Source organism: Planomonospora antibiotica (assembly GCF_014647955.1).
GTDB lineage: Bacteria > Actinomycetota > Actinomycetes > Streptosporangiales > Streptosporangiaceae > Planomonospora > Planomonospora parontospora.
Genome location: NZ_BMQE01000053.1, coordinates 1 through 15412 on the forward strand (window position 1 = coordinate 1; position 15412 = coordinate 15412).

Below are 15412 nucleotides of genomic sequence, written 5' to 3' on the forward strand. Positions count from 1 at the left end.
AGGTTCACCCAGTTCCACCCGAGGGGCCCGGCGTTTCGCCGGGCCCCTCGGCCATTTCCCCAACTGGTCAGAAAAAGTAACAGAACTCCCAGGAAGTCGCCTAGCAGGACAAAAGTAAGAGCCGATAAGGTTTCGGAACCCCTCTTGTGACGCCTGTGACGCACCGGGCGCCCGCACCGATGCATGGAGATTCCGTGAACCCCCGAGCACAACGCTTCCTCACCCGTGGCGGCGCACTGAGTGCCGCCGGCCTGACCTTCGCCGCCCTCACCGCTGCGGCGACGCCCGCCCAGGCCGCTCCGGACTGGGCCCGTGACAACCTCTCCGCCACCAAGGCCCTCGCTCTCTCCGCAGCGGGCTTCTGGCTCGACTCCAACGGCGCCGCCCTGAAGAAGGCGACGCAGTACAACCGGGACGTCAAGGCCGTGACCACGCTCGTCGCGAGCCGCAGCCAGTCCGTCGCCGACGGCAAGCCCGGAGCGGTCGTCCCCATCGGCGGTGAGAACGCCACCGTCTCCAAGGTCAAGAACGTCAACCTGCCGAAGACCGTCGGCAAGGTGTTCTTCGTCGACCACAAGGGCGAGTACCGCTGGTGCTCCGCCACCTCGATCCAGTCGACCTACCGCAACCTGGTCGCCACCGCCGGCCACTGCGTCTACGACGTCGAGGGCAACCGTGACGTCATGGACAAGTGGATGTTCGTGCCGGGCTACTACCAGGGCAAGGCCCCGTGGGGCGTCTACGTCGGACAGGCGGCGTTCACCCACTACAACTTCGCGGTCCACGAGGACTTCGACCACGACTACGCGTTCGTGGCCGTCTACAACGGCCTCCAGATCGGCGGCAGCGGCAAGGTCGTCACCAAGGCCGAGTGGGACAAGCACACCGGCGACAAGGAGATCAGGAGTCAGGAGATCAGCAAGGCGCAGTTCGACGACTGCACCCTGAACCTGACCGGCGACTGCTACTCCGTCGACAAGGTCGACCCGCAGAACGTCGACGCCAACTACCCCGGCGCCGTCGTGACCGCGGTCGAGACCACCGCTGCCAAGTACGAGAAGGCCGGCCTGGGCAAGGGCAACGGCAACAAGCTCGGCGCCCCCGAGACCACGCCGCTGACCGAGGCCGAGTGGAAGGACCTGGCCAAGCCGGACAGCGGCAACAAGGGCACCCTCAGTAAGAAGGGCGAGCCCTCCTCGGTCACCCGCTACTACGTCCAGCAGTGGATCAAGCCGGGCTCGGACCTCAAGTACTACAAGAAGATCTACGTCGTCCTCGACCTCGTCAAGGACGTCGGTCGGCTCGGCGACAACGTCGGCGGCCAGGGCTTCGCCTGGAACCAGAAGGCCGGCCAGCCGGTCTACGCCTTCGGCTACCCCGCCGAGGCGCACCCCGACGGCGACAAGCCGTTCACCGGCGTGACCATGAAGTACTGCTACGGCAAGACCAACACCCGCACTTACTCCACCAACGCCTACAAGATCGAGAACCACCTGGCACTGAAGTGCTCGATGACCGGTGGCTCCGACGGCGGCCCCTGGCTCCTCAAGTACAGCAACGCCAAGCGCCTCGGTTACGTCAACGGCGTGACCAGTGCCTTCCATGACCAGGACGGCAACAGTCGGGTGGACTTCGTCAGTTCGCCGTACTTCGACGGTGACTCCGCGGGCGTCTACCGCGAGGCCCGCCAGGTCCGCAACGCGCGGATCGTCGGCGACAAGGGCGAGCTCCTCAAGTAGGAGCGGAACCGCCCGTGGGGCGGGGGAAGGGCTCCGGTTCCCGCCGAATCCCTTCCCCCACCCTCCCCGCTCAGGCCGGGGCGAGCTCCCTGATCCGCTCGTTCAGCTCCACGACGGCGGGCTCCGCCGCGTGCGGCTCCAGCCTCCGGCGCAGGTCGGTCACATAGGACCGGGTCCGCGCCGACTGCAGCCCTCCCGCCAGCTCCAGCGCCTCACCCGCCGCCGTGCAGGCCTCCTCCAGCTCGCCGCACTCCAGCAGCCCCGCGGCGAGCAGCGACAGGTTGAACATGCGCCCGCGCACGAACCGCCCGTCCATCTCCAGCGACCGCCGCGCGTGCCGTACGGCCTGCGTCCCGTCGCGCAGGTCGCGGAAGCAGTGGGCGACCTTGGCCGACAGATAGGCCTCGTCGAAGTACGCGATCCACTCGGGCTCGTCACCGGGCTTCCTGCGGTCGAAGGCCAGCTCCGCCTGGTGCAGCGCGGCGCGGCAGGCCGTACGGTCGCCCAGCAGGGCCTGCGCGTGGGCCTCCAGCACGTGCGCCTCGGCCAGCAGGGAGAAGACCCCGGCGCGCTGGGCCGAGAGCCGGGCGGCCCGGGCCAGGTCGAGGGCGTGGGCGGGTTGCCCGATGTAGGCGGCCTGGTGGCTCATCCCGGCGAGGATCTCCCCGCCGAGGCCGTGGTCCCCCGCCCCCCTGGCCAGGCGCAGCGCCTGGATCAGGTAGCGCTGGGCGACCCCGTGGTGCTCCAGGTCGTAGGCCATCCAGCCGGCCAGCCGGGTCAGCTCGGCGGCGGCGGAGGCGAGCTCCCTGCCGGTGGCCTCGGCGTAGGAGCCGTCGTTGAGCAGCGGAGCGACCGCGGTGTCGAGGTACTTCACCACCGCCGAGCGGATCCGGCCGCCGCCGAACCTGTTGTCCAGCTCGCCGAAGGACCGGGTGACCTCCCGGATCGCGGCGATGTCGGTCGTGCCCACCCGCCGGGAGCCGCCCGCGACGGGGCGGGGCTCCGCGGGGAGGGTCAGCCAGCGCATCGCTCCGACCGAACCGGCCCCGATCGCGAAGGTCGAATCGACCAGGAACCTCCGCCGCTCCACGTCCGCCCGCCACAGCGCCGTCACGCTCGCCACCCCCTCGTTCCAGGTGTGCGGGAACTCCTGCCCCACATCCAGGGGTGCAGTCGTCGCGGACATGCCCATGTCCTCCGGCGTGACCGTCCGGCCGAGCCGCAGCGAGAAGATCTCCGCGAGCAGGGCCGGGACCGGCTCGCGCGGGCGCTGCCCGCCGAGCCAGCGCAGGACGGAGCTGTGGTCGTACTTCAGCCCCGACAGCCCGCGCGCCCGGCCGAGCTCGTTGAGGTTGCGGGCCAACCCCTTGTAGGTGAACCCGGCCTCGGCGATGAGCCGCTGAAGGGAGCGGTTCGGCTGGCGTTCCATCGTTCTCCTCGCCGTCGAGAATCACCGAGCGCATGGGGGTGCGCTCGGGCCGCCCGCGGGCACGACGGCGCCCGCGCATGCCCCGGCCCGGAAGGTAAAGGTAACGGAGAGAACTTGTTATAGCACGTTCCGTAAAAGAATTGAGATTCATTGGCAAAGAAGACGCCCCCGCCGGTCGGGCGGGGGCGTCTTCGAGGAGTACGCGCGGAGGCAGGCCGGTACGGCCCGGCCGCGCGGGACCGGCGCGGGTCAGAGCCGGGCGACCCCGTCGGCGCGGGCCTGGGCGACGACCGCGGCGGTGACCGCGGGGGCGACCCGGGCGTCGAACGGGCTGGGGATCACGTAGTCGGCGGAGAGCTCGTCGTCGCCGACCACGGCGGCCAGCGCCTCGGCGGCGGCGACCTTCATGTTCTCGGTGATGGTGGTGGCCCGCACGTCGAGCGCCCCGCGGAAGACACCGGGGAAGGCCAGCACGTTGTTGATCTGGTTGGGGAAGTCCGAGCGGCCGGTGGCGACCACCCGGGCGTGTCTCCCGGCGACCTCGGGGTGGACCTCGGGCGTCGGGTTGGACAGCGCGAAGACGATCGCGCCCGGCGCCATCGAGGCGATGGCCCGCTCGGAGACCGTCGAGCCGGACAGGCCGACGAACACGTCGGCCCCGGCCAGCGCCTCCTCGGTGGAGCCGCGCAGGTCCGCCCGGTTCGTGTCGCGGGCCAGCGCCTCCTTGACCGGGTTGAGGCCGTCGCGGCCCCGGTGGACGATGCCCTTGGAGTCGGAGACCGCGATGTCGCCGATGCCCGCGTTCAGCAGGATGCGGCTGACCGCGACGCCGGAGGCGCCGGCGCCCGCCACCACGGCCCGCAGGTCGCCCAGCGATCGGCCGGTCAGCCGGGCGGCGTTCTTCAGCGCGGCCAGCACGACGATCGCGGTGCCGTGCTGGTCGTCGTGGAAGACCGGGATGTCCAGCAGCTCGCGCAGCCGGTCCTCGACCTCGAAGCACCGGGGCGCGCTGATGTCCTCCAGGTTGATGCCGCCGAACGAGGGTGCGAGCCGGACGACGGTCTCGACCAGGGCGTCCACGTCGGTGCAGTCGAGGCAGATCGGCACGGCGTCGACGCCGGCGAACTCCTTGAACAGCAGGGCCTTGCCCTCCATGACGGGCATGGCGGCGGCGGGACCGATGTCACCGAGCCCGAGCACCGCGGTGCCGTCGGAGACGACGGCCACGACGTTCGAGACCCAGGTGTAGTCGGCTGCGAGCTCGGGCTCCTCGGCGATCGCGGTGCAGACCTTGGCCACGCCCGGGGTGTAGGCGAGGGACAGGTCCTCGGCGTTGCGGACCGGGACGGAGGAGCGGACTTCCAGCTTGCCCCCGCGGTGCAGGGCGAAGGCCGGGTCCAGATCGAGGGCTTCGAGGGAGATGGAAGATGGCGAGATTGCCACAGCGACCCCTGTAATCAGTCAGACGGACATTTCCTTCGTAGGCGCCGCAGGAGGCTGGCCCGGCTTCGGTAGCCGCTCGGGACGTGCTCGCTGGAGACGGTCGCCTGGAGGGGTTCGGGGGTCACCCGTTGCTCGATTGTGCCACATGGTGAGACTCCGGCAGGTGACAGGTGGCGCACACTTTCGTTACCGGGGACGTTAACCCGCTCACATGTAATACTTGAACCCCTGAATACCCCTTACTCCGACTCCTCTACGGAAACTCCCGGTGGACCTGATCTCCTACGCCGAGCTGGCCGTGCTGCTCGTCAACAACCCCGACCGCCTCACCGGCCTGGAAGGGCTGCGGACCCTGCTGGAGGAGAGCGGCCGCCCGCGGCAGACCGACCGCCTCACCCCCGGCGACCTCGACGCCCTGCGCGGGCTGCGCGAGGAGCTCGTGGCCGTCTTCGAGGCCGCGGCCGGCGGGGACGAGCGGGAGGTCGTCGACCGGCTCAACGTGCTGCTCCGCCGCCACCCGGTCCACCCGCAGATCGCCGACCACGACGGCGAGCCCTGGCACCTGCACCTCACCGAGGGCGGGCGCTTCTGCGACCAGTACATCGTGGGCGCGGTGATGGGCCTGGCCACCATCGTCACCGACCTCGGCCCGGACCGGCTCGGGCTCTGCCGGGCGGCGCCGTGCCGCCGGGCCTATCTCGACACCTCCTCCAACCGGTCCCGGCGCTACTGCTCGGAGCGGTGCGCCAGCCGGGCCAACGTCGCCGCCTACCGGGCCCGGAAGAAGGTCGGCCAGGACAGCGGCGGCCGGTAGCGCGCGACCACCCGCCCCACCACCGGGACCGGGCCGAAGTCCCAGCTGTCCCGGCGGCCGGAGGCGCGCTGGTTGTCGCTCTCCAGCCACCAGCCCTCGCCGTCGCGCCACGCGGCGCGTTTGACGATCAGCCGGGACGGGTCGGCGGGGAGCCGGGCGAGGACGAGGTCCCCGGACCGGACCGGGGCGCCGCACCGTACCCAGAGCCAGTCGCCGGGGCGCAGCGCGGGCAGCATGGACTCCCCCTCGACACGGACTCTCATGAGCGCGAACCCCCTTCCTGTACGGGCCTGCGAAGGCGAGTAAGGTCGTTCAAGGACCATGCTGATCTCAGCATCAAGGAAGGATTTTCCGATGCTCGCACGACTTCTGCGCCCCCGGCACGTCGCGTCCGCCCACTGCGACCTGCCCTGCGGCGTGTACGACCCGGCCCAGGCCCGCATCGAGGCCGAGTCCGTCAAGGCCATCATGGAGAAGTACGCCGCCAACGAGGACCCGGTCTTCCGCACGCGCGCGCTGATCATCAAGGAGGAGCGGGCCCAGCTGGTCAAGCACCACCTGTGGGTGCTGTGGACCGACTACTTCAAGCCGCAGCACCTGGAGGCCTACCCCCAGCTGCACCAGCTGTTCTGGGAGGCCACCAAGCTGGCGGGCGCCGCCGCGGCCAAGGGCACCGTCGACTCCTCCAAGGCCGACGAGCTCCTGGCCAAGATCGAGGAGATCTCCAAGATCTTCTGGGAGACCAAGGCCGCCTGATCCGCCGCCGCGGCCGGATTCACGACCGCCCTGATCCGCCGCCGCGGCCGGATTCGCGACCGCGCAGGGCACGGCGCACCGGCGCCCCGCGGGGTGCCGGTGGGCCGCTCCTCCCACCTCGCGGAACGCCCTTTTTTCCCGTTCCAAATCATTCCGATCGCGAGTCTGATCGGGCCAACAGCCACCTGGGGGCGGTAGGTTGCAGTCAGCGACCTTGCGAGGAGGAACGTGACTGAGCACACCGAGGCGCCCGCGGTCGACGCGGGCGGGATCCGTGACGTGGTGAGCGTCCGGCTGCCGGCTGTGAGCGCATATCTGTCCGTTTTACGTACGGCCACCGCAGGGCTGGCCGCCCGTCTGGACTTCACGCTGGACGAGATCGAGGATCTCCGGATCGCGGTCGACGAGGCGTGTGCGATGTTGTTGACCCAGGCCGTCCCGGGCACCGACCTGACGGCCGAGTTCGAGCTCACCGGACAGGAGATGCGGGTCCGGGTCGAGGTCAGCACGGTGGGCAGCTCCCCGCCCAAGCGCGACGAGTTCGCCTGGATGGTGCTCACCGCCCTGGCGGACGACGTGGACGCCGTGACCGACTCCCCCGACCGTATGGCGATCGTGCTCCGCAAGCGTCGAGGCGCGGCGAGGCCGGCGTGACGGAAAGGACTCGTGCCATGGCCACCAGCGACCACGCGGTCCCCGACAGGGTCCGCGCGCGCACGCTCTTCGGTGAACTGGCGGAGTTGACCCCCGACGACCCGCGACGCCAGCGCATCCGTGACGAGCTCGTCGAGCTCCACCTGCCCCTGGTCGAATACCTCGCCCGGCGCTTCCGCAACCGGGGCGAGTGGCTCGACGACCTGACGCAGGTCGCCACCATCGGCCTGATCAAGTCGATCGACCGCTTCGACCTGGACCGCGGGGTGGAGTTCTCCACCTACGCCACGCCCACCATCGTGGGCGAGATCAAGCGGCACTTCCGCGACAAGGGCTGGGCGGTCCGCGTGCCGCGCCGCCTGCAGGAGCTGAAGCTCTCGCTCACCAAGGCGATCAGCGAGCTGTCGCAGCGCGAGGGGCGGGCGCCCACCGTCGCCGAGCTCGCGGCGTTCCTGAAGATGACCGAGGAGGAGGTGCTCGAGGGTCTGGAGTCGGCCAACGCCTACTCCACGGTCTCCCTGGACGCCCCCGACTCCGGCGACGACGACGCGCCCGCGGTGGCCGACTCCCTCGGCATCGTGGACGACTCCCTGGAGGGCGTCGAATACCGCGAGTCCCTCAAGCCGCTGCTCGAACGGCTCCCGCCGCGCGAGAAGCGGATCCTGCTGCTGCGGTTCTTCGGCAACATGACGCAGTCGCAGATCGCCACCGAGCTGGGCATCTCGCAGATGCACGTCTCCCGGCTGCTGGCCAGGACCCTGACCCAGCTCCGCGAGGGCCTCACCGCAGAGGACTGACCCGCCGGTCCGGTCCGCCGCTCAGGCCCCGCCGCTCCCGGCCCCGTCCGACGGCTCCGCGTCCCCGTAGAGGACCCGGGTCGTCGGCGGGGAGAGCAGCGCGACCAGCGCGGTCACCGCCGCGGCGGCCAGGAGGCCGCCGAGCAGCGCCCGGTCCGACTGGAAGAGCGTGACCACGACCGGGACCATGAAGATCTGGGTCAGCACCCCCGGGCTCCGCGTCCACTTCTCGGCCCGCAGCAGCCCCCAGGCCACCCGGAGCAGGATCGCTCCCACGAGGAGCCCGAAACCGGCGACGAAGGCCGAGCTCATCGCATCGGACGGGTTCCCGACCACGGTCTCGACCGCGACGTAGCCGCCGAGGAGCAGAGCGGTGAGTCCTTCCAGCGCGAGGACGGCGGCGGCGACGGTGAGGGCCGGCGGGCGGTTCTGCACAGGGCAACCCTACAGCCGACGTCGATAGACACCGCTTTCGCCGCCTCTGGGCTGTTATTGCCGGATACGCTGGCGCCATGCGCGCGATGCTCCTGGTGAACCCCAAGGCCACGACCACCAACCAGCGGACGCGGGACGTGCTCATCAGGGCGCTGGGCGCGACGATGGACCTGACGGTCGAGGAGACCGGCTACCGGGGGCACGCGGCCCACCTCGCCCGCACGGCCCACGCCGACGGGTTCGGCGTGGTCGCGGTGCTCGGCGGCGACGGCACGATCAACGAGACGGTGAACGGCCTGCTCGACGCCGAGGACGGCGAGGTGGCGGCCGACCGGCCGGCGCTGCTGGTGATCCCCGGCGGGAGCGCGAACGTCTTCGCCCGGGCGCTCGGCCTGCCGAACGACCCGGTCGAGGCCACCGGGGTGGTGCTGGAGGCGGTCGGCCGTGACCGGCGGCGCACGGTGGGGCTCGGCCGGGCCCTGTGGGACGGGCACAGCCGCTACTTCACGTTCTGCAGCGGCCTGGGATACGACGCGGAGGTCATCCGGGCGGTCGAGGGGATGCGCGGCACGGGCCGCAAGGCCACTCCCGCGCGCTACGTCAACACCGCGCTGCGCCACTACCTGTCGACCGACAAGCGCCACGCCGCGATGCGCCTGGAGGGCCCCGGTGTGCCCCCGGCCGTCGGCATCTTCATGGCGGTGGTCTCCAACACCTCGCCCTGGAGCTTCATCGGCCCCCGGCCGGTCTGCCCGACCCCCTGGGCGAGCTTCGAGACGGGCCTGGACCTCCTGGGGCTCCAGCGCCTCGGCCTGCCGTCCATGCTCGGCCTGATGCCGCAGATCATGGGGACGCGCGACACCCTGCCGAGCGGCCGGCACCTGGTGCAGCTCCACGACGAGAAGGAGTTCACGCTGACCGCCGAGCGGCCGGTGGCCTTCCAGCTCGACGGCGACTATCTGGGAGAGGTCGAGCAGGTGATCTTCCGCTCTACCCCCAATGCGTTACAAGTACTGGCATAGCGGGTTACATATCGTCAATGTGTGACGTATCCGACACTCTTATCCCCCAAAACCTTTTACCAAACCTCTTGCCTGCACTCGGGGTAGCTGACACTCTCAGCAGTGACGTCGGAACGTAGGACCTTTGAGTGGCCACCTTTACTCTGAGGCCACCGGCGATCACCGCGAACACTCCCGGACCGACCCAGGACCGGGAGGTCGCTCGCGCTTGTTAGTGAAAGTCTTCACAAAGTGAGCCGTCGGAGCCGAGCAAGGGCTCCTCTTACGAAGGAGTGGACGCATGGACTGGCGCCACCGAGCTGCCTGCCGTGACGTGGACCCCGAGCTGTTCTTCCCGATCGGCAACACCGGCCCCGCCCTGATGCAGATCGAAGAGGCCAAGCAGGTCTGCCGTACGTGCACCGTGAGCGAGGCCTGCCTGAAGTGGGCTCTGGAGTCCGGGCAGGACGCCGGCGTCTGGGGCGGCCTGAGCGAGGACGAGCGCCGCGCCTTCAAGCGCCGCACGGCCCGCGCCCGCGCCCGCGCCACCGCCTGAGGCGCCACCCGCGTCTGAAGCGCCACCCGGAGCGCGGCCTGAGCGGCCCGACCGGCACGGGCCCCGGGACCGACCGGGGCCCCGCCGCGGCGCCCGCACCGCCGCCCCGGTCGCTCTCCGCGGACCGCGTCAGGCCCCCGGCAGGGGGATCGCCAGGGTGACCTCGGTCCCGCCGCCCTGGCGCGGCTCGATGGCCAGCCGCCCGGAGAGCTCCCCCACCACCAGGGTCCGCACGATCTGCAGACCCAGGCTGGTGGACGACTCGAGGTCGAACCCCTCGGGCAGGCCGGCGCCGTCGTCGGAGACGATCACGTCCAGCCGGTCGGCCTCCCTCGAGACGATCACCTGGAGCCTGCCCGGCCGCTGCGCCAGCCCGTGCTGGACCGCGTTCTGCAGCAGCTCGGTGAGGACCATCGCCAGCGGGGTGGCGATCTCCGACTTCAGCACCCCGAACGTCCCGACGCGGCGCGGCACCACCTGCGCCTCCGGGGCCGACACCTCACTGGCCATCGCGATCACCCGGTCGGCGATGTCGTCGAAGTCCACCTGCTCCTCGGGCGTGTGGGACAGCGTCTCGTGCACGATCGCGATCGACCCGACCCGGCGCACCGCCTCCTCCAGGGCCTCCCGCCCCTCCGGCACCTGCAGCCGCCTGGCCTGCAGCCGCAGCAGCGCCGCCACCGTCTGAAGGTTGTTCTTCACCCGGTGGTGGATCTCCCGGATGGTGGCGTCCTTGGTCATCAGCTCGCGCTCGCGCCGCCGCAGCTCCGTCACGTCGCGGATGAGCACCAGCGCGCCGATCCGCCCGCCCCCGACCACCAGCGGGATCGCCCGCAGCTGCACGACCGTGCCACCCGCCTCCACCTCGGTCTCCCGGGGCTCCCGGCCGCTCGCCACGATCATCAGGTTCTCGTTGATGGGCTCGTCGGCGTAGCAGAGCGTGGCGGTCGTACGGCCCAGCTCCGCGCCGACCAGGTCCGCGGTCAGCCCCAGCCGCCGGTAGGCCGACAGGGCGTTGGGCGAGGCGTAGGTCACCCGGCCCGCCCGGTCGAGCCGGAGCAGGCCGTCGCCCACGCGCGGCGAGCGCACCAGGATCGGCTCCGCACCGGAGAACGGGAAGCGGCCCTCGGCCACCATCTGGGCCAGGTCCGAGGCGCTCTGCAGGTAGGTGAGCTCCAGGCGGGACGGCGTGCGCGCCGACGACAGGTTCGTCGAACGCTGGATCACCCCGAGGTAGCGCTGCCCGGGAACCGCACCGTTCGCCGGCCCGCTGGGGGCGGCCCCGTTCGTGGCCCCGTTCGCCGCCCCGCCGACGGCGGACCCGCCGGACGCGGGCCCACCGGACGCGGGCCCGCCGAGCGCGAGCCCACCGGGCACGGACGCGCCGGGCGCGCATCCGCCGAGGGCGCCTCCGGCCGGGTCCGCCCGCCGTACCGGGATGGTCTCCTCCCGCACCGGGACGCCGGTGGACCAGTCGGGGTCGCCCTCACGGCAGATCCTCCGCTCGTCCCAGGCGGTGTCGATGAGCTCGCGCTCGCCCCTGGCGATGGTCGTGCCCACGACGTCGTCGTGGTAGACGGTGGGCCCGGTGGTGGGGCGCATCTGCGCGACCGCGATCCACCCCGACCCGTCCTTCAGGGGGATCCACAGGATGAGGTCGGCGAACGACAGATCGGCCAGGAGCTGCCAGTCGGAGACCAGCGAGTGCATCCACTCGAGGTCCGCATCGTCGAGCGCGGTGTGGCGAACCGCCAGGTCGCTAAGAGTCGGCACCCGTGCATCATGCGTTCTTTGCTGGCCTGAACGCGAATCGGCCGATCCGGAACTGCGAAGATGCCCCCATGGAGCAGACCCCGGATCCCCTGGCCCGCCTGCGGACCGCGGCCGAAGCACGGCGCGCGGCAGGACTGAGGCGCACCCTGCGCGCCCGCACGCCCGACGACGACGGCCTGATCGACCTGGCCTCCAACGACTACCTCGGGCTGGCCAGGGATCCGCGGCTGGCCGAGGCCGCCGTCGAGGCCACCCGCACCTGGGGCACCGGCTCCACCGGCTCCCGCCTGGTCACCGGCTCCACCGCACTGCACGCCCGGCTGGAGGAGGCGCTGGGCGCCTTCGCGGGCGCCGAGGACGCGCTGGTCTTCTCCTCCGGCTACCTGGCCAACCTGGCGGCCGTCGCGGCGCTGGGCGCGGGTGCGCTGGTGGTCTCCGACGCGGGCAACCACGCCTCGATCGTGGACGCCTGCAGGCTCTCCCGCTCCCGCGTGGCGGTCACCCCGCACGGGGACGCGGCCGCCGTGGAGAAGGCCCTGGCCGACCGCGCCGAGGAGCACGCGCTCGTCGTCACCGACGCGGTCTTCTCCGTGGACGGGGACCTGGCCCCGCTGGAGGAGCTGCACGCCGCGGCCGTACGGCAGGGCGCGCTGCTCGTGGTGGACGAGGCGCACTCGCTCGGTGTGGTGGGGTCCGGCGGACGGGGCGCGGTGCACGCCGCGGGTCTGGCCGGTGAACGGACGGTTGTGAGAACGGTCACACTGTCGAAGTCGCTGGGTTCCCAGGGCGGGGCCGTGCTGGGCGCGCCCGAGGTCGTGGAGGCCCTGGTGGACACGGGCCGCTCGTTCATCTTCGACACCGGGCTGGCCCCGGGCAGCGTGGCGGCGGCACTCGCCGCGGTCGATATCCTTCACCATCAGCCCGAACTGCCCGGACGCGTGCGGACCAGAGCGAGGGAGCTGGCCTCGATGGCCCGCGAACTCGGCCTGGAGACCGGCGAGCCGGCAGGTGCGGTCGTCCCCGTCGTCCTCGGCCGGCCCGAGACCGCGCTGCGGGCCGCCGCCATCTGTGCGGAACACGGAGTGCGGGCCGGATGCTTCCGGCCGCCCTCGGTGCCGGTCGGCCGCTCTTGCCTGCGGTTGACCGCGCGGGCCAATCTGAGTTCCGATGATCTCGCGGTGATCCGGGGTGCTCTCACCGCCGTCGCCGAGATGAAGGTGGGCAAGTGAGCGAACGCGGTGAGCGGGCCGGCCGGCACGGCGGGCCCGGCACGGCCGGCCGGGCGGGTTCCGCCCCTGCGGGCGAGGAGCTTCCATGACGGACGACTCCCCCCGGATCCCGAAGTACTACGACGTCAAGCGGAGTCTCCTCTCCCTCACCAAGAGCCTGCCGGCGGGCAGCGCGCTGCCTCCGGAGAGGACGCTCGCGGTCCGCTTCGAGACCTCGCGGACCACCGTGCGCCAGGCGCTGTCGGAGCTCGTGGTCGAGGGCCGCCTGGTCCGCATCCAGGGCAAGGGCACGTTCGTCGCGCAGCCGAAGGTCGCCCAGGTCCTCCAGCTCACCTCCTACACCGGCGACCTGCGGACCGTCGGTCTGGAACCCGACACCAAGATCCTGGACATCAGCTACGTCACGGCCGACGAGCCCCTGGCCCGCCGGCTGGCGATCAACCCCGGCGGGCGCGTGCTCCGCATCCACCGGCTCCGCCTGGCCAACGGCGAGCCGATGTCGATCGACACCACCCACCTGTCCGCCCGCCGCTTCCCCCGGCTCCGGCGGGAGCTGGAGGTGCACTCCTCGCTGTACGAGACGCTGCACAACGCCTACAACGTGCGGCTGATGGACGCCGAGGAGATCATCGAGACCGTGCTGGCGACGCCGTACGACGCCCAGGTGCTGAGCGTCGACGTCGGCCTGCCGATGCTGCTGCTCACCCGGCACGCCTTCGACGCCGACGGCAACCCCGTGGAGTGGGCGCAGTCGCTCTACCGCGGCGACCGCTACAAGTTCGTCACCCGCCTGCGCCGCCCCTGACGGGCGCCCGTCCGCGGCCCCGGCGGAGGCGTCCGCCCGTGCCGTCCCTGACGGGGGGCGCCCACCCGAGGCCCTGGCTAGGGCGCCCGCACGTCCCCGGCGGGGGCACCCGTCCGGCCCGCCCCCGACGGGAGCCTGCGGCACGCCGCCCCACCTCCGCGGCCGGGCTCCCCGTAGGCTGGGGCGGATGAGCATTCTCGTGGTCACCGGGACCGACACCGGGGTGGGGAAGACGGTCGTCACGGCCGCCGTGGCGGCGCTGGCGCGGGAGCGGGGATCGACCGTCGCGGTGGTCAAACCGGCCCAGACCGGCGTCGGCGAGAACGAACCCGGAGATCTGGACGACGTCATCCGCCTTAGCGGGGTGACGACCACGTTCGAGCTCGCCAGGTTCCCCGATCCCCTGGCCCCGGCCGCCGCCGCGCGCGTCGCGGGGCTGCCCCCGGTCTCCCTCGCGGAGGCGGCCGTGCGGATCAAGGAGCTGACCGAGTCGCACCGGCTGGTCGTCGTGGAGGGCGCGGGCGGGCTGCTCGTCCGCTTCGACGAGGAGGGGTTCACGCTCGCGGACCTGGCCCGGATGCTGCACGCGCCGGTGCTGGTGGTGGCCAGGGCCGCGCTGGGCACGCTCAACCACACCGCGCTGACGCTGGAGGCCGTGGCGGGCCGCGGTCTCGACCTGGCCGGCCTGGTGATCGGCTCGTGGCCGGCGGAGCCCGGCCTGGCCGAGCGGTGCAACGTGGCGGACCTGGAGATGCTGGCCGCCCGGCCGCTGGCGGGCGTCCTCCCCGAGGGGGCCGGCGGGCTGGACCGCGAGTCCTTCGCCCGGGTGGCGCGCTCGGGGCTGAGCCCGGTCCTGGGCGGCGGGTTCGACCCCGCCGCCTTCAGGAGCGCCCTTACGCTTTCCCCGTAGCCGTCACCGCAGAGTGGAGTCAGAAGTTGAGCGACATCCTCGAGATCGCCCGGGTGCAGGTCCTGGATGAGGGCCGGGGCCTCGGCACCGCCCAGGCGCTGGAGTGCCTGAAGCTGCCCGACGACCGCCTGGCCGACCTCCTGGCCCTCGCACACGAGGTGCGGATGAAGTGGTGCGGCCCGGAGGTGGAGGTCGAGGGGATCGTCTCCCTCAAGACCGGCGGCTGCCCCGAGGACTGCCACTTCTGCTCCCAGTCGGGGCAGTTCCCCTCCCCGGTCCGCGCCGCCTGGCTGGACATCCCGTCGCTCGTCCAGGCGGCGAAGGAGACGGCGGCGACCGGCGCCACCGAGTTCTGCATCGTGGCCGCGGTGCGCGGGCCCGACCGGCGCCTCATGGACCAGGTCCGCGAGGGCGTGGCGGCGATCCGGGAGGCGGTCGACATCAACGTCGCCTGTTCGCTGGGCATGCTCACCCGGGAGCAGGTGGAGGAACTGGCCGCCCTCGGCGTGCACCGCTACAACCACAATCTGGAGACCGCGCGGTCGCACTTCGGCAAGGTCGTCACCACCCACACCTGGGAGGAGCGCTGGGACACCTGCCTGATGGTCCGCGAGGCCGGCATGGAGCTGTGCTGCGGCGGCATCGTGGGCATGGGCGAGACGCTGGAGCAGCGGGCCGAGTTCGCCGGGCAGCTCGGCGAGCTGGCGCCCGACGAGGTCCCGCTCAACTTCCTCAACCCGCGTCCCGGCACGCCGTTCGAGCGGTTCCCGCTGCTGGAGGGGAGCGAGGCGCTCAAGACGATCGCGACCTTCCGGCTGGCGCTGCCGCGCACGATCCTGCGCTACGCCGGCGGGCGTGAGCTGACCCTGGGCGACCTGGGGACCCGGGACGGCATGCTCGGCGGGATCAACGCGATCATCGTCGGCAACTACCTGACCACCCTCGGCCGCACCGCCGAGCAGGACCTGGGCCTGCTGGCGGACCTGCGGATGCCGATCAAGGCGCTCTCCGACACGCTGTGACCCGGCCGCCCGCCCCGGTCATCGGAAAGTAGCGGAAGGGTAACCGTCC

Annotated in this window: 16 protein-coding genes; 11 read left to right on the plus strand and 5 right to left on the minus strand. The window is 71.7% G+C overall.

The window, feature by feature from the left end; genetic code table 11:
* Positions 1 to 194: 194 nt before the first annotated feature.
* Positions 195 to 1739, plus strand: coding sequence for a trypsin-like serine peptidase (locus tag IEZ06_RS30625; RefSeq protein WP_229798936.1), 1545 nt, complete (start codon positions 195 to 197; stop codon positions 1737 to 1739).
* Positions 1740 to 1809: 70 nt separating this feature from the next.
* Here the strand turns inward: IEZ06_RS30625 and IEZ06_RS30630 are convergent, their stop codons facing one another.
* On the minus strand, positions 1810 to 3168 hold the full coding sequence (locus IEZ06_RS30630; protein WP_189240171.1) for an NsdA family TPR-like regulatory protein: 1359 nt from the start codon (positions 3166 to 3168) through the stop codon (positions 1810 to 1812).
* A gap of 249 nt (positions 3169 to 3417) precedes the next feature.
* Positions 3418 to 4611 carry an NAD(P)-dependent malic enzyme gene (locus IEZ06_RS30635; RefSeq protein WP_275414900.1) on the minus strand — a complete coding sequence of 398 codons (1194 nt, stop codon included), beginning with the start codon at positions 4609 to 4611 and terminating at the stop codon, positions 3418 to 3420.
* A 268-nt stretch (positions 4612 to 4879) separates the two neighbouring features.
* On the opposite strand from IEZ06_RS30635, the gene IEZ06_RS30640 reads away from it, so the two are divergent.
* On the plus strand, positions 4880 to 5425 hold the full coding sequence (locus IEZ06_RS30640; RefSeq protein ID WP_189240172.1) for a CGNR zinc finger domain-containing protein: 546 nt from the start codon (positions 4880 to 4882) through the stop codon (positions 5423 to 5425).
* Here IEZ06_RS30640 and IEZ06_RS30645 read toward each other — a convergent pair.
* Positions 5380 to 5748: a S24 family peptidase gene (locus IEZ06_RS30645; RefSeq protein WP_268245639.1), complete on the minus strand. Its 369-nt coding sequence runs from the start codon at positions 5746 to 5748 to the stop codon at positions 5380 to 5382. The two genes, IEZ06_RS30640 and IEZ06_RS30645, sit on opposite strands and share 46 nt — an antisense overlap.
* A 31-nt stretch (positions 5749 to 5779) precedes the next feature.
* Between IEZ06_RS30645 and sodN the strand changes: the two genes are divergently transcribed.
* From sodN to IEZ06_RS30660, 3 genes are all read left to right on the plus strand, one after another.
* Positions 5780 to 6181 (plus strand): superoxide dismutase, Ni, encoded by a 402-nt coding sequence (gene sodN, locus IEZ06_RS30650; protein ID WP_068897747.1) that lies wholly within the window; start codon positions 5780 to 5782, stop codon positions 6179 to 6181.
* 228 nt (positions 6182 to 6409) lie between these two features.
* The gene (locus tag IEZ06_RS30655) at positions 6410 to 6835 is read left to right on the plus strand and encodes an ATP-binding protein (RefSeq protein WP_068897748.1); all 426 of its coding nucleotides are present in this window, start codon (positions 6410 to 6412) and stop codon (positions 6833 to 6835) included.
* Between the two features lie 17 nt (positions 6836 to 6852).
* Positions 6853 to 7632 (plus strand): RNA polymerase sigma factor SigF, encoded by a 780-nt coding sequence (locus IEZ06_RS30660; protein ID WP_203872270.1) that lies wholly within the window; start codon positions 6853 to 6855, stop codon positions 7630 to 7632.
* 21 nt (positions 7633 to 7653) lie between these two features.
* Here the strand turns inward: IEZ06_RS30660 and IEZ06_RS30665 are convergent, their stop codons facing one another.
* Positions 7654 to 8067: a hypothetical protein gene (locus IEZ06_RS30665; RefSeq protein ID WP_189240175.1), complete on the minus strand. Its 414-nt coding sequence runs from the start codon at positions 8065 to 8067 to the stop codon at positions 7654 to 7656.
* Positions 8068 to 8144: 77 nt separating this feature from the next.
* On the opposite strand from IEZ06_RS30665, the gene IEZ06_RS30670 reads away from it, so the two are divergent.
* Complete coding sequence (locus IEZ06_RS30670) at positions 8145 to 9089, plus strand: diacylglycerol/lipid kinase family protein (RefSeq protein ID WP_189240176.1); 945 nt, start codon at positions 8145 to 8147, stop codon at positions 9087 to 9089.
* 280 nt (positions 9090 to 9369) lie between these two features.
* The gene (locus IEZ06_RS30675; RefSeq protein WP_068897752.1) at positions 9370 to 9624 is read left to right on the plus strand and encodes a WhiB family transcriptional regulator; all 255 of its coding nucleotides are present in this window, start codon (positions 9370 to 9372) and stop codon (positions 9622 to 9624) included.
* 129 nt (positions 9625 to 9753) lie between these two features.
* Here IEZ06_RS30675 and IEZ06_RS30680 read toward each other — a convergent pair whose 3' ends face one another.
* On the minus strand, positions 9754 to 11397 hold the full coding sequence (locus tag IEZ06_RS30680; RefSeq protein ID WP_229798937.1) for a sensor histidine kinase: 1644 nt from the start codon (positions 11395 to 11397) through the stop codon (positions 9754 to 9756).
* A 68-nt stretch (positions 11398 to 11465) separates the two neighbouring features.
* Here IEZ06_RS30680 and IEZ06_RS30690 point away from each other — a divergent pair, with 68 nt between their 5' ends.
* The 4 genes from IEZ06_RS30690 (at position 11466) to bioB (ending at position 15363) form a co-directional block, all read left to right on the plus strand.
* Positions 11466 to 12626: an 8-amino-7-oxononanoate synthase gene (locus IEZ06_RS30690; protein WP_189240177.1), complete on the plus strand. Its 1161-nt coding sequence runs from the start codon at positions 11466 to 11468 to the stop codon at positions 12624 to 12626.
* An 85-nt stretch (positions 12627 to 12711) separates the two neighbouring features.
* Positions 12712 to 13431 carry a GntR family transcriptional regulator gene (locus IEZ06_RS30695; protein ID WP_068897754.1) on the plus strand — a complete coding sequence of 240 codons (720 nt, stop codon included), beginning with the start codon at positions 12712 to 12714 and terminating at the stop codon, positions 13429 to 13431.
* 187 nt (positions 13432 to 13618) lie between these two features.
* On the plus strand, positions 13619 to 14341 hold the full coding sequence (bioD, locus tag IEZ06_RS30700; RefSeq protein ID WP_189240178.1) for a dethiobiotin synthase: 723 nt from the start codon (positions 13619 to 13621) through the stop codon (positions 14339 to 14341).
* Positions 14342 to 14367: 26 nt separating this feature from the next.
* Positions 14368 to 15363, plus strand: coding sequence for a biotin synthase BioB (bioB, locus tag IEZ06_RS30705; protein WP_189240179.1), 996 nt, complete (start codon positions 14368 to 14370; stop codon positions 15361 to 15363).
* Positions 15364 to 15412: the final 49 nt, after the last annotated feature.

Bases quoted from the DNA above. Each gene is read 5' to 3' on its own strand.
- IEZ06_RS30645 (WP_268245639.1), bottom strand. From the start codon at position 5,748: ATGGTCCTTGAACGACCTTACTCGCCTTCGCAGGCCCGTACAGGAAGG.
- IEZ06_RS30690 (WP_189240177.1), top strand. From the start codon at position 11,466: ATGGAGCAGACCCCGGATCCCCTGGCCCGCCTGCGGACCGCGGCCGAA.
- IEZ06_RS30630 (WP_189240171.1), bottom strand. From the start codon at position 3,168: ATGGAACGCCAGCCGAACCGCTCCCTTCAGCGGCTCATCGCCGAGGCC.
- IEZ06_RS30675 (WP_068897752.1), top strand. From the start codon at position 9,370: ATGGACTGGCGCCACCGAGCTGCCTGCCGTGACGTGGACCCCGAGCTG.
- IEZ06_RS30660 (WP_203872270.1), top strand. From the start codon at position 6,853: ATGGCCACCAGCGACCACGCGGTCCCCGACAGGGTCCGCGCGCGCACG.
- bioD (WP_189240178.1), top strand. From the start codon at position 13,619: ATGAGCATTCTCGTGGTCACCGGGACCGACACCGGGGTGGGGAAGACG.
- IEZ06_RS30670 (WP_189240176.1), top strand. From the start codon at position 8,145: ATGCGCGCGATGCTCCTGGTGAACCCCAAGGCCACGACCACCAACCAG.
- IEZ06_RS30695 (WP_068897754.1), top strand. From the start codon at position 12,712: ATGACGGACGACTCCCCCCGGATCCCGAAGTACTACGACGTCAAGCGG.
- sodN (WP_068897747.1), top strand. From the start codon at position 5,780: ATGCTCGCACGACTTCTGCGCCCCCGGCACGTCGCGTCCGCCCACTGC.